The organism is Ruegeria sp. BHSC037, from assembly GCF_059613045.1.
Map to the genome: position 1 here is coordinate 1 of NZ_JBXWRT010000014.1, position 21621 is coordinate 21621.

Here is a 21621-nt window from a genome sequence, read left to right on the forward strand (position 1 = left end):
CATCGCGGCGCGGGCGCTGCGCGGTACGCGCACGCCGTCCAGAATATGCACCTTGCCGTTCTCGATCACGAATTCAACCTGCATTTCCTCGCGCAGCTTTTTGCGCATCAACGCGGCATGTGCCTTGAGGTCGGCAAAGGCTTGCGGCGCCACATCCTCGAGCGACGGTCCGCGGGGGTCCTTTTCCAGATAAAGTGCGGAAACGCCGTCGCCCAGCGCGTCGCGGCCCTGGCTCTGGCTCAGATAGCGGCCCGTGATCTGCGGCAGACCCGTCGTGGGGTCGACCAGTTGCAGAACACCCGAGCCGCACTCGCCCTGCCCGACGCCCGGAATCATCTCCTGGATCACCAGACCCAGCCCGGCATCGGCCGGCGCCCCCTTGGCCTGACGCAGCAATCGTGCCGACGTTCCGTCCCACGCCCGCGCCATCGAGCGCAGCACCCCGATCAGCTGCTCGCCACGGTCCTGTGGGAACTCCTCGTCGGTCTCGTCCTCGTAGGCGCGCAGGGTCTGGCGCAGCCCGCTGCGGCCGTCGCCCTCGATATCGTCGAACACATCCGGATCCAGCCGAGCGACGTGGATCGCATAGCTTTGCACGAACCGCAGATACAGGGCGGCGGCGGCCTCGGCCCCCATCTTGTCGGACAGCTCTACATAGCGCGCGTCGTTCATGCCGATGTTCAACACCGCGCCCGGCCCACCCCAATCGGGGTCCTCGGAACTGGGCCGGACGCACAGCAGCGCCGAAGCATCGAATTGTTCCAGCACCGCCTCGATGTCGGGCACCTCGCCATCGGCGATCCGCTGGACGGCGTCGAAAGACAGCGCCACGGTGCGCGGCACTGGCAGGTTCAGCCGCACCAAGCGTTGCAGGCATTTCGCCCGCCCGCCATGCGTATTCGCGGCGATGGGCGCATCGGGTGTGACAAGCGTTGTATGTGGATTATTCTGCACTGCGGCACCTTTTGGTTTCTCCGCAGCATAAGCGCCTGCGCCGGTCGCGCAAGGGCCGAGTGGGCGCGCCGCGGCGCGCCCGTGGGCCTCAGCCTTCGATCTTCGTCAGGTCCGCGACGCTGGAACAGATCTGGCGGATCTGGCTGAGAAGGTTCAAGCGGTTGCGGCGCAGCACGGCATTGTCGGAATTGACCTGAACGTCCTCGAAGAATGCGTCGATTGGCCCGCGCAGCGCGGCCATCGCTGCCATCGCCGCCGGGAAATCCTCGGCCTCGAGTGCCGGCGCGATCTTGGCCTGCGCCTCCTCCAGCGCGGTGAACAGGGCCTTTTCGCTGTCGGTTTCAGCAAATTTCGGATCGGCCCCGAAGGAATATTCCACGCCGTCCTTTTCCTCGGCCTGGGTCAGGATGTTGTTGGCGCGTTTGAATCCCTGCACGAGATTCTCTCCATCCTCGGTCGCGATCACCACATTCAACGCGCGGGCGCGTTTAACCAGCAGGTTGATGTCATCATTACCGTCCATCGCGATACAGGCGTCGATCACGTCGTGGCGTATGCCTTCGTCACGCAGAAAGACCTTGAGCCGGTCGTGGACGAAGGTAAGCAAATCTTCCAGGATCACCGCATCTTCGCGGAAGCTGGAGTTCCGGTCATTCAGCGTGTCCCACAACGTACCGAGAATTCCACGCTCGGCAATCATCGACGCCAATGCCTCGATCCCCAGATCATGCAGTTTGTCGACCTCGACTCCCATGATCCGAGCGTATTCCGCGCGCTTTTCCTCGATGGTTTCACCGGCCGAGGTGTCACGCTTGAGAGCGTGCGGGAAGTAGGCCCAGACACAGGCCTCTTTCAAATCCAGCCTCAGATCGTTCTCTAGGATCAACCGGATCACCCCCAGCGCCGCGCGGCGCAGCGCGAACGGGTCTTTCGAGCCGGTGGGCTTTTCATTAATCGCCCAGAACCCGGTCAGCGTGTCCAGCTTGTCGGCCAGCGCCACGGTCATCGACAGCGGTGCCGCCGGAACATCATCCGACGGGCCCAGCGGGGAGTAATGCTCCTGCGCCACGGCGGCCACGGCGGCGTCTTCACCGGCGGCCTCGATGTAATAGCGGCCCATAAGCCCCTGAAGTTCGGGGAATTCATACACCATTTCAGAACTCAGATCGGCCTTGGCCAGCCGCGCGGCCTTTTCAGCCTGATCAGGGTCGGCACCCGTCACCGGGGCCAGTTCGCGGGCCAGCGCGGCAATGCGGTCGATCCGCTGGGCCTGGGTGCCCAGCTTGTTGTGGAAGGTCACGTTCTCAAGCGCGCGGGTCCATTGCGTGATGTCTGCCTTGGCAACGCGCAGATCATTTTCCCAAAAGAATTTTGCATCGGCCAGACGGGCCGACAGCACCTTCTGGTTTCCGGCCAGAATGGTCGCGCCATTGTCGCTGGTCTCGCGGTTGGCGACGGTGATGAACCGCTCGATCCGCCCCGTCTTGGGATTGCGGACCGAGAAGAATTTCTGGTGCTCTTTCATCGAGGTCTGCAGCACCTCGGGCGGCAGGTCGAGGAATTCATCGTCGATCTGCCCCATCAGCACCACCGGCCATTCGACCAGCCCGGCTACCTCGGCCAGCAGGCCCTTGTCCTCGACCACCTCCAGACCGGCAGCAAAGGCCAGATTCTGTGCGTCGTTCCAGATGTGCTCGGCCCGTTCCTCGGGCGACAGCACGACAAACGCGCGCTTCAGCTTGGCGGCGTAATCCTCGAACCCGGTCACGGCAAACCGGCCGGGCGCCATGAAGCGGTGGCCCTCGGTGGTGTCACCGGTCGTGATCCCGCCAATCTCCATCGGCACGACCTGTGCACCGCCTTCATCGCTGAGGATGCACAGGATCGAATGCAGCGGGCGCACCCAGCGCAGCGAGGAACTGCCCCAGCGCATCGACTTGGGCCAGGGGAAGTTTCGGATCGTGTCGGCCAAAACCTCGGCCACGATCTCGGCCGCCGGGCGACCCGATTTCTCGATGGTGGCAAAATAGACCGCGCCCTTGGGCGTCTCGCGCTCTTCCAATTGGTCGCGGCTGATCCCCGCGCCACGTAGGAAGCCTTCGATGGCCTTGTCCGGCGCGCCAACCTTGGGGCCCTTGCGCTCCTCGCGGATGGTGGGGCTTTCGGCCAGCAGCCCCTCGACCGCCAGCGTCAGGCGGCGCGGCGTGGTCAGGGCGTGGGCGTGGGCATAGGTCAGACCGGCCTCTACCAGACCGTCGGTGATCCGTTTTTTCAGATCCTCGCCGGCGCGGGTCTGCATGCGCGCGGGGATTTCCTCGGAAAACAGTTCGATCAGCAGGTCGGGCATTTTCGATCCTTAGAAATTGACGATCGTCTGGATGACGATGGCATTGGCGATATCCACGAAGAATGCGGATACAAGGGGGAGCACGATAAAGGCAATAGGCGAAGGCCCGTATCGCTTGGTTACGGCGGTCATATTGGCAATTGCGGTCGGTGTCGCGCCCAGCGCGAAGCCGCCAAACCCCGCCGCCAGCACGGCCGCGCGGTAGTTGGCGCCCATGACTGGGAACAGAACCCAGATCACGAAAGCCACTGCAAACAACGTTTGCGCCGTCATGATCACCACGATCGACAGGCCCAAATCTGCGATGGTCCACAGCTGCAGGCTCATCAGCGACATGGCCAGAAACGCGCCCAGCGCAAACTCCGAAATCAGCGCCAGCGACGGCGTGCGCGACACAGGCGCAGCGCGCGGGGCCAGCAGCGGACGCAGGTTGCCGATCACGATGCCCATGATCAGGCACGGCACGAACAACGGCAGTTTCAAACCCGCGGCCAGGATCACCTCGGACAGAGCATAGCCCGCGATGATGGCCATGTTCAGGTACAGCAGCACCCGCATCACCGTCAGGTGGTCGATCTTCGCGGCAGCGTCTGACGGTTCGTCGGGCAAGCCGATCGTGTGTTCCTCGTCCGGGCGGTTTGGCGACAGGTCGCGCCCTTCGATCAACAGACGCGCGATGGGGCCACCGACCAGCGCGGCCAGAACAAGCCCGAGGGTCGCAACGGCCACCCCCAGCTCGGTCGCGCCCTCAAGCCCGGTGGCCTGCGCGACCTCGGGCGCCCAAGCGATGGCAGTGCCATGGCCGCCGATCAGGGCGGCCGACCCGAACAGAACGCCGGACTGCGCCGGATAGCCAAAGGCCGCCGCCCCCGCCGCGCCGATCAGGTTCTGCGCCACGATCGTCAGCAGCGTGAGGATCAGCAGTAGCAGCAAGGGCTTTCCGCCTGCGATCAGGTCGGACAGCCGGGCGTTCAGGCCGATCCCGGCAAAGAACAGCACCAGCAGGAAATCCCGCGCGGTCAGGTCGAACTCCAGTTCGATCCCGAACAGCAAATACAGCGCCAGAACCACCAGTGAGGCCAGCAGGCCTCCGGTCACAGGTTCGGGAATGTTGAACCGACGCAGAACCTCGGCGCGGGCGTTGATCTCGGCGCCCATCAGGTAGACTGCAAAACCCAGTGTTGCCGTCACGAAACCGGGAATATCCAAGGTGAACCCCATCCTGCCGCTCAGCTTTCCGGGCGGGGCGGACATTCCTCGCCGACCACGGTGCCGTCATAGGCCTTTTCGCCGCAGTTGTTCAGGACGTGCCAGGCAAAGCCGCGCCCGTCCTGGGTGACCGCAACCACCCGGTCCACGCCATAGTGGATGTTCTTGACGCCGATGAACGCGCGGGCCGAACCGCTTGCCAGCGCCTTTCCCAACGCCTCGGCGTCGTAGCAGTCGAACCAGCCCGGTGCCGTCAGCGGCTCGGCCTTTTCGGCGGGTTCGAACTGCTGGGCCAGTTGATCCGGTGTCAGATCCGTCGTGAAACAGGCCCGGTACCGGATCGGAGAGCTGTCGGCGTCGATGGCTTGAAACCCGTCATAGGAAATGGGCACCGTCGCGCCGCTTTGCCGGTCGGTCAGAACGACATCCCGGCCGGGGGTCGGCGTGACGGTGTAGTAGTACCCGTAGACCTGCAGGTAATACATGGCCACGCCCGCCATCACCGCGCAGATCACAATGAGAATTGCCAGCAGCTTTCCGGTCATAGATCACGCCTCCTGTTCACGCAGCGTCTTTCAAGTCGTCCGAAAATGAGACAGTGTCGGAACCTGAACCTGATTTCGTAAGGCTATTTGCATGGATCTGACACTGGCCACCGGATTTTTCGGCGCGCTGTTTGCGATCATGAACCCGATCACCAACCTGCCCGTTTTCCTGACCGTGACCGAGGGCCTGGACCTGGGCGACCAGCGCAAGGTTGCGGTCAAGACCGCCGTGTACTGCCTTGTTCTCGGGGGTCTTTTCGCCATCCTCGGCAATCATATTCTGGGGCTGTTCGGGATCAGCGTCAATGATCTGCGGGTCGCTGGCGGCCTGGTGGTTCTGCTGTTCGGGCTGAACATGCTGAACGGTGGCGAAACCAGCGCGCATCACGGGACGGACAGCGAAAAACAGGCCTACCCGGCGCCCGAGACTGTCGCCTTCTATCCGCTGACCTTTCCCATTCTCGTGGGGCCCGGCACCATCACCACGGTCATCCTGTTTGCCCATCATGTCAGCAACGTTGCCGATGCCATGCTTTATGCCGGGGTGTTTTTGGGCGTGACGCTGCTGTTGCTGGTCACGTTCTGGAATGCCGCGGCCCTCGGCCGGCGCCTGTCGGACAACGCCCGCGTCATCATGAGCCGTCTGATGGGCATGATCCTGTCGGCCATCGCGGTCGGCATGATCGCGGACGGCCTGAAGACCCTGCTGCCGGGATTGGCCTGAGCGGCCCATCAGGCCTGGTACCCGGCCGCCTCGGTCTGCACGAAGGCATCGGCGCATTGCTTGGCCAGCGCCCGCACCCGCCCGATATAGGCCTGCCGTTCCGTCACCGAGATCACGCCGCGCGCGTCCAGAAGGTTGAAGATGTGGCTGGCCTTGATGCACTGGTCATAGGCGGGATGCGCCATGATGATGCGCTTGCCCGTCTTGGGGTCCGCATGCTCCTGGCTCAGGATCGCAGCGCACTCGGCCTCGGCCTCTTCGAAATGGCGCAGCAGAACCTCGGTATTGGCCACGTCGAAATTCCAGCGGGCGTATTCTTCCTCGGTCTGCTTGAAGATGTCGCCATAGGTCAGCGGGATCGGCGATTGTGGATCGTTGAAGGGCATGTCCATCACGTGATCGATGCCCAGCACATACATCGCCAGCCGTTCCAGCCCATAGGTCAATTCGCCTGAGACCGGCGCGCAGTCATGGCCGCCGACCTGCTGGAAATAGGTGAACTGGCTGACTTCCATCCCGTCACACCAGACCTCCCAGCCCAGGCCCCATGCGCCCAAGGTGGGGCTTTCCCAGTCATCCTCGACAAATCGGATGTCATGCAGGTCCATGTCGATGCCGATGGCCTGAAGGCTGCCCAGATACAGCTCCTGAAGGTCCGGCGGGCTGGGTTTGATCAGCACCTGGTACTGGTAATAATGCTGCAGACGGTTGGGGTTTTCGCCATAGCGGCCGTCGGTCGGGCGGCGCGAGGGCTGCACATAGGCCGCAGCCCAGGGCTTGGCGCCAAGTGCGCGCAATGTGGTTGCAGGGTGGAAGGTGCCGGCGCCGACCTCCATGTCGTAGGGCTGCAGGATGGCGCAGCCCTTCGAGGCCCAGTAGTTTTGAAGCCGCAGGATGATTTCCTGAAATGAACGTGGTGCGCTTGACGGTTCGGTCATGACATTCCCTTTGGGCGCGGATGTGCCCGGTTCCGGTCGGTTTGGCCCTTCCTATGCAAGGGGCCAAAGGGCGTCAACGGGCCAATGGCCGCTGGCTGTCACTGTGCCGCCACACTGGAAATTCCCCGTGGCCGGGCCATGGCTTTCGCCCTGGTGAATCGCGTAACCTGTTCCTTGACCAAGACACCGCACCAACGGGCAGAAAATGACACGTATTCTAGTTGCATTTATTTTCACGATTTCCTTCGGTCTGCGGGCCGCGATCGCTCAGCAAGGCACCGACCCCGGCGTCTGGGTGCAGATCGAGGCGCAGCCCTCGCTGCGCGAGGCGCAGGAGCGCGCCCAGGCCTATGCCAGCGATCTACCCGACGTGAACGGGTTTCGCCTGAACAGCGGCTGGTACGCCATCGTCATCGGCCCCTATCTTCGTGCAGATGCCGAACAGGTACTGCGCGTCTATCGGGCCGAGCGTCAGATCCCGTCGGACAGTTTCATCACCTTTTCCTCCGCGCTGGGACAGCAGTTCTGGCCCATCGGCGCGAATGTCCTGAACCGGGGCGCCATCACGGCCCCCGTCCAGCCCGAACCCGAACAGCCCCAGACCAGCCTGACCCAGCAACCGTCGGACGAAACCCGCGCCCAGGCTCTGCAGTCCGAACGGCGGCTGAGCGCGCAGGAGCGCAAAGACCTGCAGACCGCCCTGCAGGCCGCGGGCTTTTACAACGCCACGATCGACGGCGCATTCGGACAGGGCACCCGCCGGTCGATGGCCGACTGGCAGCGGTTCAACGGGTTCGAGCCTACCGGCGTTCTGACCACCGCACAGCGCAAGGTGCTGATGGATGACTACAACGCACCGCTCATCAGCGTTGGCATGCAGCGCCATGTCGATGACCGCGCCGGGATCTCGATGGACCTGCCGCTGGGTGTCGTGGCCTTTGACCGGTACGAGGCTCCATTCGCCCATTTCAACCCGAAGGGCGATCTGGACGCCCGCGTTCTGTTGATCAGCCAAAAGGGCGACAACAACACCCTGCGTGCCCTCTACGAGGTGATGCAGTCGCTGGAAATCGTCCCCCTGAACGGCCCGCGCGAGATCAGTCGAAACCGCTTCTCGATCGAAGGTCGGGGCAAAGGGATCGTGTCCCATACCCAGGCCGAGTTGAAGGATGGCCGGATCAAGGGTTTCACCCTGGTCTGGCCCGAGGGGGACGAGGCCCGCCGCACCCGCGTTCTGTCCGTCATGACCAACAGCTTTGCCCCGCTCGACGCAGTGCTGGACTCGTCCGCCGGTGCAACGGCCAGCCAGAGCGTCGATCTGATGTCGGGCCTGCGCATCCGCAAGCCGCGCCTGTCACGGTCGGGCTTCTTTGCCGACCCGAGCGGGCTGGTCCTGACCGTAGCCGAGGCCGTCCAGAACTGCAGCCGCATCACCCTGGATGACGATCAGGACCTGGAGTTGGCCCACAGCGACCCGGATCTTGGTGCGGCGGTGCTGCGACCGGCTCGCAATCTTGCGCCGATGGCCGTGGCGGCCCTGAACGACGCACCTCCGCGGCTGCAGTCCGAAGTAGCCGTGGCCGGGTATTCCTACGAAGGCGCGCTGGGTGCCCCGACGCTGACCTTTGGCAAGGTCGCAGACATCCGCGGGCTGAACGGCGAAACCGGCGTGACCCGCCTGAACCTTGCGGCGCAACCGGGGGACGCCGGCGGGCCGGTCTTTGACGATCACGGCAATGTCGTGGGCATGTTGCTGCCCACCCGGACCGAAGGCCGCACCCTGCCACGCGATGTCAGCCTGGCGGCCGCCGCCGACCACCTGCATGACCTTCTGTCAAAAGCAGGTGCCACGGCCCAAACCGCGCAGGAAACCGGACAGGTCTCGCCGGACGAACTGAACCGTCGGGCAATCGGTATGACGGTCCTGGTGAATTGCTGGGACTGATCCGGGCCTTGTGAACCGACCGAGGGCGCCGCAGTTCCATGCGGCGCCTTTTGCGATCAACCGTTCAGGATTTCGGGCGTCACATGTATCAGCGTGGGCCGCGGCGCCTCAAAGGCCGTCCGCACCGCATTTTGCATGTCGGACAGTGACGCAGGGGCCGCTGACAAGGCACCGAATGCCTCGGCCAGTTTGCAGAAATCGGGGTTGTGCGCCACCACGGCGTTGGGGGCGATCTGGCTGCTGACCATGCTGTCCTCGATCTCTTTCAGCTTGCCGTTGTCCCACAGGATGATCGGCAGCGACAGACCCAGCTCTACTGCGACGCCCAGTTCCTGCATCGTGTAGTGAAAACCGTAATCCCCCGCGATCACGGCGGTCGGCTTGCCGCGCCGCGCCACCGCACCACCGATCGCCGCCGGCAGGGCATAGCCCAGGGTGCCGAACCCGGTCGGATGATGCCAGTGGTGGGGAAAGGCCATGTCCCAGACCTCTTTCGCGGCATAGGCGAACTGGGTCATGTCGGAATAGATCATCGTGTCGGCTGGCATCGCCGCGCGCAGGGCATCGGCCACGGGCACGATACCCGGGCGCTCGGCATCGACCTCGGCCCGCCAGCGCGCGCGCGCCTCGGCCACCTCATCGGGGCTCCAGCCGGTTGCGGGCTTGGCGGCTTCGGTGGCCGCCCACAGGGCCAGCGCAAAGCTCTCGGCATCGGCCTGCAGCTTGACCGCGGCCCGGTGGCGATCCGACAGCACCTCGGGGTCCAGATCGACCCGCACCAGCGTTGCCTTGTGGCCCAGGTCGTCGCGCCACAGATCCACCTCTCCCAACTCGGCCCCAACTGCGATCACTAGGTCGGCGGACCCGATGACCTCGGCGCTGCCCGGACGCGGCAGCATGGCGCCGAAATCCAGCGCGTATCCCGTGCCGACCAGCCCCCGCCCGGCATAGGTGGTGAAACAGGCCGCGCCCAGATTGATCAGGATCTGGCGCCACAGGTTCGACCGGGCTCCGCCTCCCAAAATGAACAAAGGCCGGCGCGCGATGTTCAGCAGCGACAGGACCGGGGCGATGTCGGGCGCCAGCGCGCGCACCCGTTGCGCGTCCTGGTTGGGAAAAGGCGCAGGATCGGCCTCGGCCTCGAGCCGGCCGATCGGCACTTGGATATGCTTGGGACGCGGACGCTGAAGCGCGAATTCCTCGAAGGCGCGCTCGATCAGGCCATAAACCGCTTGCGCGTCGTTGGCCTGGCACGACCAGTCGGCCACGCAGCCCGCAGCGGCGCGCTGATCCTTCATCTGGTGCAACTGGCCCCGCTGGGCTTGGGACTCGTCCAGGCACGAGGACAAAACAAGCATCGGCACCGAGTCCGTGTACCCCTGCCCCATCGGCGTCAGGATATTGCACAGGCCCGGCCCTGTGATCACATAGGCCACGCCCGGCTTGCCCGTGGCGCGTGCGTAACCGTCGGCCATGAACCCCGCGCCCTGTTCGTGCCGGGCCAGGACATGGGCAATACCTGCCTCTTCGATCCCGCGATACATTTCCTGATTGTGCACGCCGGGGATGCCGAAGATGACCTCGACCCCCCGATCCCTGAGCATGTGGGAAATCTGCGCGCCCAGCGGTCTTTTCATCAGCCTCTCCAGAACCTTATGGTGAACAGGACATAGACGGCCATCAACTCCAGCCGCCCGGTGAGCATGCCGAAGGTCAGCAGCCACTTGGCCGTGTCGTTCAACCCGGAAAAGTTTCCGGCCGGGCCGATCTGATCGCCCAGACCGGGGCCGACATTGGCCAACGCCGTGGCCGCGCCCGAGACGGCGGTGATGAAATCCAACCCGGTCAGGGCCAGTGCCCACGACAGCCCGCCCAGCGACAGGGCGAAGAACATGAAAAAGCTCATGACCGAGGTCAGCACGTCGCGGCTGATCGGGCGGCCGTCATATTTGGGGATGAACACCCCATGCGGTGACCGGATGCGCTGAATCTGCGCCTTGATCGAGGCAAACAGCAACTGATACCGGAACACCTTGATCGAACAGGCCGTCGAGCCCGCACACCCGCCGATCAGCCCGATCATGAAGAACATCATGATCGGAAAACTGCCCCAGGCCATGTAATCGACGCTGGCATAGCCGGTTCCGGAAATAATCGAGGTGATGTTGAACAGCGACTCGCGCACCGCCTGTTCCCAATGATGCGGAAAGACCGAGGTCAGGAAAACCGCCATAACCATCACCAGCACGGCGATCGTGGCCAGGAACACGCGGATCTGACTGTCCTCCCACAAGGAAGTGGTCCGGCCGTTAACGAATTGCACATAGCGCACGAAGGGCAGCGCTGCGAGGATCATGAAAACGGATGCCGCATATTCTGCAGGCCCCGAAAAGGTGCCAAAAGACGCGTCATAGTTCGAAAATCCGCCGGTCGAAATCGTCGTCAGCGCATGCACCAGCGCGTCAAAGAAACTCATCCCCAGCCCGGCATAAACAAGGCCACAGACAAAGGTCAGAAAGACGTAGATCAGGGAAATCTGGCCCGCGATCTCCTGCGCGCGGGGCAGGATCTTCCCCATGGTCTCGAACCCTTCCGAGCGGAAAATCTGCATACCGCCGACCTTGAGCTCGGGCAGGAAGACCATGGCCACGACAATGATGCCGATCCCACCCAACCATTGCAGGATTCCACGCCACAGCAGCAAACCGCGCGGCAGGTCGTCCAGCCCGGAAATGACCGTCGATCCGGTGGTGGTCAGGCCGGACATCGCCTCGAAATAGGCATCGACGAAGCGCAGCTCGGTCGCGCCGAAGATGAAGGGGATCGCGCCGAACACAGGCAGCGCGACCCAAACCGCCGTGGTCAGAAGAAAGGTCTGGCGGATCGTTAACCCCTCACCTACGCCGTTCGCGCAGCTCATTGCCAGAACGACCCCGGTCAGAATCGTGATGACGCCGCTTTCAAAGAAAACGGTCCATTCGCCACGGCCTTCGATGACGTCGGCAAGCATGGGCAGAGCCATGGTCGCCCCGAGAATGGCGACCAGCAATCCAATCACATATCCGACAGGGCGAAGATCAATCATGAGGCGCAGGGTTGGCGCGCCCGCCCGGAACTGTCAAGCAAGCGGAGAAAGATCAGTCCGTGTTTGTGACCTTTGGCTCCGGCATCGCCGGCGGCTTGGACGGCGCCCGGGTCCGGCGTGGCGTAGGCTTGGCGGTCGCGGCAACCGGCTTGGTCGGGGCGGCGACCTCTACCGGCGCGGGCACCTTGTTCGACTGAACGTTCGATGCCGGTTTCGCGGTAACCTTTTGAGGCCGAGCCGGTTCCGAGACCGCACTTTTGGGCGCTGCGTTCCGCTCGGAAACCTTGGCCCCGGCGTCGGTTTTCGGCGCGATGGCGGGAGTCGTGGCTTTTGAAGCAGCGGCTTTCGGCGTCGCCACCACCGATGGCTTGGCCGCCTTTCGCGCGGGTGCCGGCTTCGCGGCGGGCTTCGCCTGCGCTGCGGTGGCTTTAGCTGCCAGCTTGGGCTTGGCCACTTTGGCGGCAGACTTGGGACTAGCTGCGGGTTTCGCTTTGCGAACAGGCTTCGGGGCGGGGCGCTTGGCCGGTGCGGCCGCGGTCGCCTTGGTCCCTGCACTTGGCACGCCAAACGGCGCCAAGGGCAGTTCGAATGCCGAACGAGCTACGATTTCCATAAGTTTCAACTGGCTGGCAACGGCATGGCCCGCTAGGCGCATGGCAGCGGCTTGAAGCTCAAGCTGATGGGCAATCGGATTCATTACATGTCTCTCCTGTAAATGCGAAGCAGCCGGAAACCTGAGGGGCAAAACCCTTGCCACACCGAACCATCGGGCGATCAGAGGCGGGGTGCAGTCCAAGGCGATGCACGTCTCGGCTTCCTTTCGGGATGGCACACCCACCCGTGCGGATGCGCCGATGCTGCATTCACAAGAATCGTATCGCATAAATGCCGCACGCGCAGCAAAATTTGCTGCGATGCGGCGAAAAGGCGCTGAACCGACAGATCCTGCGCATTTTTTCAGCAGCTTGCGCCGATCATCCCACGTGGAACAGCGTCGAGAACAGGCGCGGGTCCAGGCTGGATGCGGCGAAAGTCGGCCCTTCGGTCAGGATCGAGACCGCGTCATGGCTGTGCAGGCTTTCCTGGTGGCTGGCGATCACGCGGAAGTCACCGATATGGTGATCGGCCAGAAGCTCAGCGCAAAACAAACGCGCGGCATCTTCGACGAAAATCGGATTGGCGGCATTCAGTTCGGCAAAGGCCTGTTCATCCTCGCGCTTGACCATCACCTGGGTTTCGGTGGGCACGGCCCGGCGGCACAAGGCGATCAGGTCCTCGAACCAAAGGCAATCGGCGTCACTGTCGACCTCGACCGAGATCCGCGCCACCGACCGTTGCGAATGCGGCGTTGCCAACTGCCCCCGCACCGATCGGGCGTGTTCGCTGAGTTCCAGCGAACACGGGCATGTCGAAGAATAGACATAGTCCAGATGCATGATCTTTTGACGGACCCCGCCCTGTTCAACCAATTCTAGCGCGATGTCATAATACTGATATCCCTCCAGCCCCGACCGCAGGCTCTTGACCCGTTCGGGGTAGGAAAAGCGCATCTGCAGCCGCGCGTCGAAGCTGTCGAGATCGGTCAGGTAATCGCTCAGCGCGGCCTCCATCACCTCGAAACTGAACGTACGCTCGGAATGTTTGTAGAAGGACCGCATGATCCGGGACATGTTGATGCCCTTTTTGTCGGCCTCGAGGCTGACGGTGCCGGTGACCGAGGTCTCCAGCGTCAGGTCAGGGCCGTTCTTGCTGTGGAACCGGATCGGCAGGCGGAAATTCGAGATGCCCACATGCTGGATCTGCTGTTTGGCACCACGGATCAGGCTGGACGGACCGTTCTGAAGGTCGGGCAAAGCAGATTTGTAGGCGTCGTCGACCTTAAAGTCGTCGGGATATTCACGCGACATCGCAGGGTAGTTTTCCGGCATCAACCCAGGCACCAGGCGCGCCACCGCCGGATCAAGCTGGCTAATCTCGGCCGAGCTTGCGCCTTTTGCCCATTTCCGCAGGACCTTGAGAGCCTCGGCGGCCGCGTCCCGATCAGGTTTTTCGTCAATGTCGCGCGAATGAATGTTCATCGGCTGCATATCCTCAGTGTGTCGTCAGGTCATCTGTGACCACGGCGAAAGCCTCAGTCTAACCCAATACGGTTGAGATAGCAGCCCGGATTGAAAAAACCATCTTAAAACCGCCGTTTCCGAACGGATTGCGCCCTTGTCCCGATCTGCCTTTCGCCGATGCCGATGTGTTCACCCGCCCAATTGCGCCATTAGTCCGCAGCAGCCGACAATGCGTGTCGTATATCCGCCAGCAGATCGTCGGCATCCTCGAGCCCGACGGAAAAGCGGATCAAACCGGGCGTGATGCCCAATTCGTCTTTCTGGGCTTCGCTCAGCCGCTGGTGCGTGGTCGTCGCTGGATGGGTAGCGATGGACTTGGCGTCGCCCAGATTGTTCGAGATCACCGGGATCGTCAGCGCGTTCAGGAACCGGAAGGCCGCGTCCTTGCCCCCTTTGATGTCCAGCGACAGAACCGTGCCGCCCTTACCCCCCAGCTGGCTCTGCACCAGAGCGTTTTGGGCATGAGATTTCAGACCCGGATACATGATCCGATCCAGCGCCGGGTGCCCTTCCAGCGTCTCGGCCAGCTTCTGCGCCGTCTCGGCCTGCGCATTGACCCGCAGCGCCAACGTTTCCAGCCCCTTGAGCATGATCCACGCGTTGAAGGGGCTCAGCGCGCCGCCGGTATGCTTCAGGTAGGGCTCCACCGTGCCGCGGATGAACTCGCGACTGCCAAGGATCACCCCGCCCAGCGCACGCCCCTGCCCGTCGATATGCTTGGTCGCCGAATAGACCACCACATCGGCACCCTGCGCGATCGCCTTGGAAAAGACCGGGGTCGAGAACACGTTGTCTACGATCACCGTGGCCCCGACCGCGTGGGCCAACTCGGCCACGGCCTCGATGTCGACGACCTCGAGCGTCGGATTGGACATGGATTCAAAGAACACCGCCTTGGTGTCGGGCCGGATCGCCGCCTTCCACTGGTCCAGATCGGTGCCATCGACGAAAGTCACCTCGACCCCGTACCGTCCAAGGATGTTTTCCAGGATATACAGGCACGACCCGAACAGCGCCTTGGCCGAAACCACATGATCCCCGGCCTTGAGCATCGAGGTCAGTGCCCCGTTCACCGCTGCCATGCCCGAGGCGGTGGCGAAGGCGTCTTCGGCCCCTTCCAGCGCAGCGATGCGCTGCTCGAACATCGATACGGTCGGGTTGCCATAACGGGCATAGATGAACTCATCAGGCCCGGATTCGATGAACCGCGCCTCGGCCTGTTCGGCGGTGTCATAGACGAAGCCCTGTGTCAGGAAGATCGCCTCGCTCACCTCTTTGTATTGACTGCGGCGGATTCCACCATGCACGGCCTTGGTGCGCTTGCTCCAGCTGTCGCTCATCTCATCCCTTTCCGCCCCGGAACCCGAGGGCAAAAAAAAACCCAATCGCGGTCAAGCGAAAGGGGGCTTTCATCCTGACCTTTTAGCGGTGTTGTTTAGCGTGGCCCGCAATCCGGTAACAAATCGCCACGTGGTTCCTGCGCTGCCCATACGCCGCGCATCCCGTTGCGTCAAGCCTGAACGGGTGCGCGGCCTGCCCCTTGCCGTTTGCCGCAAATGCCTCATGATCACCTTCCGAGACACGGAGGACACATGGCGGACCCGATCGAGCTTTACTACTGGCCCACGCCGAATGGCTGGAAAATCTCCATCGCGCTCGAGGAGATGGGTCTGCCCTACACCGTCAACCTAATCGACATCGGCAAGGGCGACCAGTACGACCCCGAGTTCCTCAAGATTGCCCCGAACAACAAGATGCCCGCCATCGTCGACCCCGACGGCCCAGACGGCGCACCGATCTCGGTTTTCGAAAGCGGCGCGATCCTGATGTATCTGGCGCGCAAGACCGGGCGGTTCTATGGGCAGACCGAGCGCCAGCGGATTGCGGTTGAGGAATGGCTGATGTGGCAGATGGGCGGCGTCGGCCCGATGGCGGGTCAGGCGCATCATTTCCTGAAATACGCCCCATATTTCGACCCGCCGCAGGACATCCCCTATGCCAAGGATCGCTACCGCACCGAGGTCGCCCGTCTTTATGGCGTGCTGGACCGGCGGCTGGCGGAGAATGAATACGTCGCCGGAGACTTCTACTCCATCGCCGACATGGCGATCTGGCCCTGGGCCAGCCTGTGGGAGGGCCAGCAGCAGACGCTGGAAGACAAACCGCGCATGGCCCGGTGGCTCGAGGTCATGGCCGCCCGTCCAGGGGTGCAGGCGGGGCGGGGCTTGCACGCCGAACTGCGCGGCGATCACCGCAGCAAAGAGGCGCAGGGGGTCTTGTTCAAGAGGTGAAGCTGCTATCCGGGTTGTCTTGGCCGAGGCTTTCGCTACCGACACCATTCATTTGCAGGACAGATCACCCCTCGGCCGGCTGCACGGCTCGCTGATACAGATGCCAAGTGGTGTGGCCAAGGATCGGCAGGGTAAAGATCAGGCCCAGAAAGGCCGGAACCAGCGACAGCAGCATGGTGACCGCGATGATCGCCGCCCAGCTCAGCATGACCACCGGGTTTTCCCGGACGACCCGAACGGATGTGATCATCGCGGTGATGAAATCGACCTCGCGGTCAAGCAGCAGGGGCATGGCGACGACGGTCACCGAGAACAGCACCGCCGACAGAAAAGCGCCGACACAGGTGCCGATCGCAAGAAAGATCCAGCCCTCGGGCGAAAAGAACACGGTATTCAGGAACCCTTCGAGATCCGAGAAGGATGAATGTTGCAGGACGATCACCATCACGGTCCGGAACTGATAGAACCACACCCAAGAAATGAACAGGGTGACAAAGGCCATCCAACCCATTTCGCGTTTGCGCTGATTGGCCATGACCGTGAGAATATCACGCCAGCCAAAGTCTTCGCCCTTCTGCATCCGGCGCGACATTTCATACAGCCCGGCGGCGGCAAAGGGCGCGACCAGCGGAAAGCCGACGGCGGCGGGAATGACCATCCAGACCGCGCCCAGCCAGACCAGGGCCCAAACGAACAGTATCCCGAACAGCGCGTAGAATAGGCCGAAAAAGCCGCTCATGACCGGGCGCGCCAGAAAGTCGGAAAACCCCGCTTTCAGCGACTCGGCAATATCATCCGCTGTAACCTTGTTGACCTTGGGCGCAGTCCCCTGCTGCGGCGCCGGGTTGCCCGGCGTGGACCCTTCGGCTTTGGATGCCATGACAAACTCCTCCGCGGGAAAGTTTGCATCAGGTCAGGCATCAGGGCAAGCCGGCCTGCCCATCCCCCCGCACCAGCAGGTCCAGCATCCCCGAGATGTCCTCGATCTCTTCCGCGATCACATGGGTCACCGAATGGGCCCGCTGCATCCGTCCGGTGACGCGCAAGAGCCGTCCCGAGATCACCGCCCGGCGGAACCGTTCGTAGATCTTGCGCCAGACGATTACGTTCACGATGCCGGTCTCGTCCTCGAGCGTGACAAAGATCACCCCCTTGGCCGTCCCCGGCCTCTGCCGCAGGATCACCAGCCCCGCGACCGTCACCCGCGCGCCCTCGGGCGGCTCCTGCAGCCGGTTGGCGGGCAGGCAGGCGGGCGGGCGCGGCCAGTCCTGGCCTGAAACCGTGGGGGATGCCGGGGTTGCGATCATAGGAACAAAAATAGAACATACGCTACGAATGTCCAGACGCGCCACGACGAGTCGCAAATGAGGGTGGAAACGCCTAGATGGCTTGATTAGGAAGATGCGAAACATCGCAAGAGGAAGACGCGAGCAATGGCAAAAATCACTTACATCGAGCACGGTGGCACCGAGCACACCGTCGAAGTCGCCAACGGCCTGACCGTGATGGAAGGCGCCCGCGACAACAACATCCCCGGCATCGAAGCCGATTGCGGCGGGGCCTGCGCCTGCTCGACCTGCCATGTCTATGTCCACCCCGACTGGGTCGAGAAACTGCCCGCCAAGGACGACATGGAAGAGGACATGCTGGATTTCGCCTACGAGCCCGACCCGGCCCGTTCGCGCCTGACCTGCCAGATCAAGGTGACGGACGAACTGGACGGGCTGATCGTGCAGATGCCGGAAAAGCAGATCTGATGCGACGGCGCATGTCCCGCTCGTCCGGCGGCATGCGTTGCGGCTTCAAAGCGCCGCGTCTGGCGGTGCGCTTTTGGCCGTGCCGCGTGCGCGGCGCGCTGATGGCTGCATGCCTGTGGCTGGCGGGTCCTGCCTTGGCCGCCGAAACCATAGCGACCGCCCACTACACCGACCCGACCACCCGCTATCCACACGGCGTTCTGGGTGACCGGATCGAATGGGGGACGCTTGAACTCAGGCTTTCGGACGGCGTGCACCGCACCTTCACCTTGCCCGATCATCTCGTCTTCGAAGACCTCGCGCCCCGGGTGGTCGACGTCACGGGCGACGGTCTTCCGGAAGTCATTACGGTGGAGAGTGACGCGCAGCACGGCGCGCGCCTTGCCATCTACGGCCCGCACGGCCGCATGGCGACGACACCGCATATCGGCACCCGTTTCCGCTGGCTGGCCCCGGTCAGCGCAGCTGACCTCGACGGCGACGGACATGTCGAAATCGCCTATGTCGATCGCCCCCACTTGGCCAAAATCCTACGCATCTGGCGCTTTGCCGACGGCCAACTGACGGAAATCGCCGCGCTTCCCGGCCTGACCAACCACCGGATCGGCGAGGATTTCATCTCGGGCGGCCTTCGCACCTGCAACGAACGGCCGGAACTGATCGTCGCCAGCGCCGACTGGCGACGGATCATCGCCGTCCACCACGAAGACGGCTGGCGCACCAGAGACCTCGGCCCGCTGACCGACAACAAAGCCATGGCGCGCGCGCTCACTTGCTGACCGCACGCTTCATCTGGCCTCAAATATCCTGGGGGTGAGGCCGCAGGCCGCGGGGGCAAAGCCCCCTTTCCCTGCAGGCATTCAAACGGTCAAAGCGCCCGCCACCCGATATCGCGCCGATAGAAGCCGCCCGGCCAATCGATGGCCTCGACCATTGCGTAAGCGTTGTCACGCGCCTCCTGCAAAGTTGCTCCACGCGCCGTCACGTTCAAAACCCGCCCCCCCGAGGCCAAAATCTGTCCGTCCTGCGCCTTGGTACCCGCATGAAAAACCATATGGCTGCTGTCCTCGGGCAAGTCATCCAGCCCGTTGACCACACTGCCTTTTTCATATTCCCCAGGATAGCCCTGCGCGGCCATCACCACCGTCATGGCATGATCGTCGCCCCAGTTGACCCGCGCCTCGTCCAGCCGTCCCTCGGCCGCCGCATGCATCAGGTCCAGCGCCTGCGCCCCCAGACGCATCATCAGAACCTGACATTCCGGGTCGCCGAAGCGCACGTTGTACTCCACCAGCCTCGGTTGCCCGTCCTTGATCATCAGACCGGCATACAGCACGCCCTGAAACGGCGTGCCGCGCCGGGCCATCTCGGCCATCGTCGGGCGCACGATCTGTTCCATCGCACGCTCCTCGACCTCGGGGCTCAGAACCGGTGCCGGAGAATAGGCTCCCATGCCGCCGGTGTTCAGGCCGGTATCGCCCTCGCCCACGCGCTTGTGGTCCTGCGCGGTGCCGACCGACAGGATGTTCTCGCCGTCGCACAGCACGAACAGCGAGGCCTCTTCGCCGTCCATGAACTCCTCGATCACCACCTCGGCCCCGGCCCCGCCGAAGGCGCCGCCGAACATGTCGTCCACGGCCTCCAGCGCGGTCGCCTCGTCCATCGCCACGATCACGCCCTTGCCCGCGGCCAGACCATCGGCCTTGACGACGATCGGCGCGCCCTGCTGGCGGATATAGGCCTTGGCCGGCTCGGCCTCGGTGAACCGGGCATAGGCGGCGGTGGGCGCACCGGCCGCATCGCAGATCTCCTTGGTAAAGCTTTTTGAGGCCTCCAGCCGCGCCGCCTCGGCCGAGGGGCCGAACACCAGAATGCCCGCCTCGCGCAGCCGGTCGGCAACCCCGGCGGCCAAGGGCGCCTCGGGGCCGACAATCACGAAGTCGATGGCGTTTTCCTCGGCGAAACTGACCACCGCGCCGCCATTCTCGATATCTAGTGCCGCACAATCGGCGATCTGCGCGATCCCGGCATTGCCCGGCGCCACGATCAGGCGGTCGCATTTGGGGTTCTGCATCACCGCCCAGGCCAGACTGTGTTCGCGCCCGCCGCTGCCGAGAATGAGGATGTTCATGAAAGTCTCCGATCTGCTTGGCCTTGCCTGCGCGGCGTTCTAAGCTGCGCGGGCAATCGAAACAAGGCGCTGAAATGTCCGACCTGCTTGACGATCCGATTCCCGGCCAGAATACCCCCGAATACACCGTGTCCGAGATCTCGGGCGAGGTGAAACGCACGCTGGAAGGCACTTTCGGGCGAATCCGCGTGCGCGGCGAGGTCGGGCGCGTATTCAAGGCGCGCTCGGGGCACCTGTATTACGACGTCAAGGATGACCGCAACGTGCTGGCCTGCACCACGTGGAAAGGCCAGATCTCCGGCCTAGCGGTGATCCCCGAGGAAGGGCTCGAGGTCGTGGTCACAGGCCGCCTCACTGCATTCGGCGCGCAGTCGAAATACAACATGAACGTCGACGAGGTCGTCGTGGCCGGTCAGGGCGCGCTGATGGCCTTGCTGGAAAAGCGCAAGAAACAGCTGGAATCCGAAGGGCTGTTTGCGCCCGAGCGCAAGAAACCCCTGCCCTTCCTGCCACAGATCATCGGCGTCGTCACCTCGCCCTCGGGCGCGGTGATCCGCGACATCCTGCACCGCCTACGTGACCGTTTCCCGCGCAAGGTGCTGATCTGGCCCGTGGCCGTGCAGGGCGCCAACTGCGCGACCGAGGTCGCCAACGCAATTCAAGGCTTCAACCGCCTGACGCCCGGTGGCGCGCTACCGCGGCCCGACCTGATCATCGTCGCCCGTGGCGGCGGCTCGATCGAGGATCTGTGGGGTTTCAACGAAGAAATCGTGGCCCGTGCCGCCGCCGCGTCCGAGATCCCGTTGATCTCGGCCGTTGGGCACGAAACCGACACCACGCTAATCGACTATGTCTCGGACCGCCGCGCGCCCACGCCCACAGCCGCCGCCGAACTGGCCGTGCCCGTGCGGATGGAACTGCTGGCCTGGACCGGCGAACAGGGCGCCCGCCTATCCCGCGCGGCCACCGACGCTGTGCAGCGCCGCGCCCAACGCCTGCGCGATCTGTCGCGCGCACTGCCGCGCCCCGAAACTCTGCTGGATGGTCCGCGCCAACGGCTGGACCTGATTGCCGATCGTCTGGCTCCAGCGTTGCAACGCGGCGTGCAGAACCGCCGCCTGCAAGTGGTGGAACTGTCGGGGCACCTGCGCCCGTCAACGCTGCGCAGCCTCGTGGCCGCGCGGCGGGACACGCTGCGCAACCTGTCCTCGCGCCTGTCGATCCGCCCGATCCAGCGCGAAGTCCAGCAGCAGCGCGACCGGGTCAATCAGCTGGCCCAGCGCATGACGGCCGCGCAGAATCTGCGGATGGACCGGCTTCGCCAACAACTGGATGCGACCGACCGACTTAGGGAAACGCTCAGCTACAAGGCCACACTTCAACGCGGCTATGCCGTGGTGCATGCCGAAAGCGGCGTGGTCACCACAAAGGCAATGGCCAGCAAGCACGCCACTCTGACTATTGAGTTCGCGGATGGAAACTTGAAGGCAGCACCGCTGTCCGGAACGGCCTCAGCCGCGAAGAAACCATCCAAGCCACCTGCCCCGGATCAAGGGTCGCTGTTCTAGAAACCCG

At 63.6% G+C, this 21621-nt stretch carries 18 protein-coding genes, 1 pseudogene and 1 riboswitch; of the genes and pseudogenes, 6 read left to right on the forward strand and 13 right to left on the reverse strand.

Features of this window, described 5'->3' with window-relative positions; genetic code table 11:
• From AC2FMN_RS13915 to AC2FMN_RS13930, 4 genes and pseudogenes are all read right to left on the reverse strand, one after another.
• Positions 1-954, reverse strand: a pseudogene (locus tag AC2FMN_RS13915) (pyruvate, phosphate dikinase); the annotation flags it as partial.
• A gap of 88 nt (positions 955-1042) precedes the next feature.
• On the reverse strand, positions 1043-3301 hold the full coding sequence (glyS, locus tag AC2FMN_RS13920; protein WP_496688842.1) for a glycine--tRNA ligase subunit beta: 2259 nt from the start codon (positions 3299-3301) through the stop codon (positions 1043-1045).
• A gap of 9 nt (positions 3302-3310) precedes the next feature.
• Positions 3311-4522 carry a sodium/glutamate symporter gene (gene gltS, locus AC2FMN_RS13925; RefSeq protein WP_496689008.1) on the reverse strand — a complete coding sequence of 404 codons (1212 nt, stop codon included), beginning with the start codon at positions 4520-4522 and terminating at the stop codon, positions 3311-3313.
• 8 nt (positions 4523-4530) lie between these two features.
• Positions 4531-5055, reverse strand: coding sequence for a DUF6446 family protein (locus tag AC2FMN_RS13930; RefSeq protein ID WP_496682218.1), 525 nt, complete (start codon positions 5053-5055; stop codon positions 4531-4533).
• 91 nt (positions 5056-5146) lie between these two features.
• On the opposite strand from AC2FMN_RS13930, the gene AC2FMN_RS13935 reads away from it, so the two are divergent.
• On the forward strand, positions 5147-5779 hold the full coding sequence (locus AC2FMN_RS13935; RefSeq protein WP_496688844.1) for a MarC family protein: 633 nt from the start codon (positions 5147-5149) through the stop codon (positions 5777-5779).
• Positions 5780-5787: 8 nt separating this feature from the next.
• Here AC2FMN_RS13935 and AC2FMN_RS13940 read toward each other — a convergent pair whose 3' ends face one another.
• The gene (locus AC2FMN_RS13940) at positions 5788-6717 is read right to left on the reverse strand and encodes a glycine--tRNA ligase subunit alpha (protein WP_496682224.1); all 930 of its coding nucleotides are present in this window, start codon (positions 6715-6717) and stop codon (positions 5788-5790) included.
• Between the two features lie 205 nt (positions 6718-6922).
• On the opposite strand from AC2FMN_RS13940, the gene AC2FMN_RS13945 reads away from it, so the two are divergent.
• Positions 6923-8662 (forward strand): serine protease, encoded by a 1740-nt coding sequence (locus AC2FMN_RS13945; protein WP_496688846.1) that lies wholly within the window; start codon positions 6923-6925, stop codon positions 8660-8662.
• A 56-nt stretch (positions 8663-8718) separates the two neighbouring features.
• On the opposite strand, the gene AC2FMN_RS13950 is transcribed toward AC2FMN_RS13945, so the two are convergent.
• The 5 genes from AC2FMN_RS13950 to metZ form a co-directional block, all read right to left on the reverse strand.
• Entirely contained in the window at positions 8719-10299 is a 1581-nt protein-coding gene (locus AC2FMN_RS13950; protein WP_496688847.1) for a thiamine pyrophosphate-binding protein, read from the reverse strand.
• Positions 10299-11747 (reverse strand): TrkH family potassium uptake protein, encoded by a 1449-nt coding sequence (locus AC2FMN_RS13955; RefSeq protein ID WP_496682232.1) that lies wholly within the window; start codon positions 11745-11747, stop codon positions 10299-10301. The genes AC2FMN_RS13950 and AC2FMN_RS13955 overlap by 1 nt, the downstream gene beginning before the upstream one ends.
• A gap of 52 nt (positions 11748-11799) precedes the next feature.
• Positions 11800-12444 carry a hypothetical protein gene (locus AC2FMN_RS13960; RefSeq protein ID WP_496688848.1) on the reverse strand — a complete coding sequence of 215 codons (645 nt, stop codon included), beginning with the start codon at positions 12442-12444 and terminating at the stop codon, positions 11800-11802.
• A 277-nt stretch (positions 12445-12721) separates the two neighbouring features.
• The gene (gene folE2 / locus AC2FMN_RS13965) at positions 12722-13825 is read right to left on the reverse strand and encodes a GTP cyclohydrolase FolE2 (protein ID WP_496688850.1); all 1104 of its coding nucleotides are present in this window, start codon (positions 13823-13825) and stop codon (positions 12722-12724) included.
• A gap of 191 nt (positions 13826-14016) precedes the next feature.
• A complete protein-coding gene (gene metZ, locus AC2FMN_RS13970; protein WP_496688852.1) occupies positions 14017-15207 on the reverse strand; it encodes an O-succinylhomoserine sulfhydrylase in 1191 nt (396 codons plus the stop codon).
• A 62-nt stretch (positions 15208-15269) separates the two neighbouring features.
• Positions 15270-15347, reverse strand: a riboswitch (SAM riboswitch).
• A 112-nt stretch (positions 15348-15459) separates the two neighbouring features.
• Between metZ and AC2FMN_RS13975 the strand changes: the two genes are divergently transcribed.
• On the forward strand, positions 15460-16158 hold the full coding sequence (locus AC2FMN_RS13975) for a glutathione S-transferase N-terminal domain-containing protein (protein ID WP_496688853.1): 699 nt from the start codon (positions 15460-15462) through the stop codon (positions 16156-16158).
• 64 nt (positions 16159-16222) lie between these two features.
• Here the strand turns inward: AC2FMN_RS13975 and AC2FMN_RS13980 are convergent, their stop codons facing one another.
• Entirely contained in the window at positions 16223-17038 is an 816-nt protein-coding gene (locus AC2FMN_RS13980) for a DUF2189 domain-containing protein (RefSeq protein ID WP_496688855.1), read from the reverse strand.
• 40 nt (positions 17039-17078) lie between these two features.
• Positions 17079-17465: an OB-fold nucleic acid binding domain-containing protein gene (locus tag AC2FMN_RS13985; RefSeq protein ID WP_496688857.1), complete on the reverse strand. Its 387-nt coding sequence runs from the start codon at positions 17463-17465 to the stop codon at positions 17079-17081.
• A gap of 126 nt (positions 17466-17591) precedes the next feature.
• Between AC2FMN_RS13985 and AC2FMN_RS13990 the strand changes: the two genes are divergently transcribed.
• Both AC2FMN_RS13990 and AC2FMN_RS13995 read left to right on the forward strand, forming a co-directional pair.
• Positions 17592-17915: a 2Fe-2S iron-sulfur cluster-binding protein gene (locus AC2FMN_RS13990; RefSeq protein ID WP_149776058.1), complete on the forward strand. Its 324-nt coding sequence runs from the start codon at positions 17592-17594 to the stop codon at positions 17913-17915.
• A 32-nt stretch (positions 17916-17947) separates the two neighbouring features.
• Positions 17948-18694 carry an FG-GAP repeat domain-containing protein gene (locus AC2FMN_RS13995; protein WP_496689010.1) on the forward strand — a complete coding sequence of 249 codons (747 nt, stop codon included), beginning with the start codon at positions 17948-17950 and terminating at the stop codon, positions 18692-18694.
• An 89-nt stretch (positions 18695-18783) separates the two neighbouring features.
• Here the strand turns inward: AC2FMN_RS13995 and purD are convergent, their stop codons facing one another.
• On the reverse strand, positions 18784-20046 hold the full coding sequence (purD, locus tag AC2FMN_RS14000) for a phosphoribosylamine--glycine ligase (RefSeq protein WP_496688859.1): 1263 nt from the start codon (positions 20044-20046) through the stop codon (positions 18784-18786).
• Positions 20047-20120: 74 nt separating this feature from the next.
• On the opposite strand from purD, the gene xseA reads away from it, so the two are divergent.
• The gene (gene xseA, locus AC2FMN_RS14005; protein ID WP_496688860.1) at positions 20121-21614 is read left to right on the forward strand and encodes an exodeoxyribonuclease VII large subunit; all 1494 of its coding nucleotides are present in this window, start codon (positions 20121-20123) and stop codon (positions 21612-21614) included.
• The last annotated feature ends 7 nt before the right edge of the window (positions 21615-21621 follow it).

What these genes read in the sequence shown, in the direction of transcription:
- glyS (WP_496688842.1), bottom strand. Translation starts at nt 3,301, where the DNA reads ATGCCCGACCTGCTGATCGAACTGTTTTCCGAGGAAATCCCCGCGCGC.
- gltS (WP_496689008.1), bottom strand. Translation starts at nt 4,522, where the DNA reads ATGGGGTTCACCTTGGATATTCCCGGTTTCGTGACGGCAACACTGGGT.
- AC2FMN_RS13930 (WP_496682218.1), bottom strand. Translation starts at nt 5,055, where the DNA reads ATGACCGGAAAGCTGCTGGCAATTCTCATTGTGATCTGCGCGGTGATG.
- AC2FMN_RS13935 (WP_496688844.1), top strand. Translation starts at nt 5,147, where the DNA reads ATGGATCTGACACTGGCCACCGGATTTTTCGGCGCGCTGTTTGCGATC.
- AC2FMN_RS13940 (WP_496682224.1), bottom strand. Translation starts at nt 6,717, where the DNA reads ATGACCGAACCGTCAAGCGCACCACGTTCATTTCAGGAAATCATCCTG.
- AC2FMN_RS13945 (WP_496688846.1), top strand. Translation starts at nt 6,923, where the DNA reads ATGACACGTATTCTAGTTGCATTTATTTTCACGATTTCCTTCGGTCTG.
- AC2FMN_RS13950 (WP_496688847.1), bottom strand. Translation starts at nt 10,299, where the DNA reads ATGAAAAGACCGCTGGGCGCGCAGATTTCCCACATGCTCAGGGATCGG.
- AC2FMN_RS13955 (WP_496682232.1), bottom strand. Translation starts at nt 11,747, where the DNA reads ATGATTGATCTTCGCCCTGTCGGATATGTGATTGGATTGCTGGTCGCC.
- AC2FMN_RS13960 (WP_496688848.1), bottom strand. Translation starts at nt 12,444, where the DNA reads ATGAATCCGATTGCCCATCAGCTTGAGCTTCAAGCCGCTGCCATGCGC.
- folE2 (WP_496688850.1), bottom strand. Translation starts at nt 13,825, where the DNA reads ATGAACATTCATTCGCGCGACATTGACGAAAAACCTGATCGGGACGCG.
- metZ (WP_496688852.1), bottom strand. Translation starts at nt 15,207, where the DNA reads ATGAGCGACAGCTGGAGCAAGCGCACCAAGGCCGTGCATGGTGGAATC.
- AC2FMN_RS13975 (WP_496688853.1), top strand. Translation starts at nt 15,460, where the DNA reads ATGGCGGACCCGATCGAGCTTTACTACTGGCCCACGCCGAATGGCTGG.
- AC2FMN_RS13980 (WP_496688855.1), bottom strand. Translation starts at nt 17,038, where the DNA reads ATGGCATCCAAAGCCGAAGGGTCCACGCCGGGCAACCCGGCGCCGCAG.
- AC2FMN_RS13985 (WP_496688857.1), bottom strand. Translation starts at nt 17,465, where the DNA reads ATGATCGCAACCCCGGCATCCCCCACGGTTTCAGGCCAGGACTGGCCG.
- AC2FMN_RS13990 (WP_149776058.1), top strand. Translation starts at nt 17,592, where the DNA reads ATGGCAAAAATCACTTACATCGAGCACGGTGGCACCGAGCACACCGTC.
- AC2FMN_RS13995 (WP_496689010.1), top strand. Translation starts at nt 17,948, where the DNA reads ATGCGTTGCGGCTTCAAAGCGCCGCGTCTGGCGGTGCGCTTTTGGCCG.
- purD (WP_496688859.1), bottom strand. Translation starts at nt 20,046, where the DNA reads ATGAACATCCTCATTCTCGGCAGCGGCGGGCGCGAACACAGTCTGGCC.
- xseA (WP_496688860.1), top strand. Translation starts at nt 20,121, where the DNA reads ATGTCCGACCTGCTTGACGATCCGATTCCCGGCCAGAATACCCCCGAA.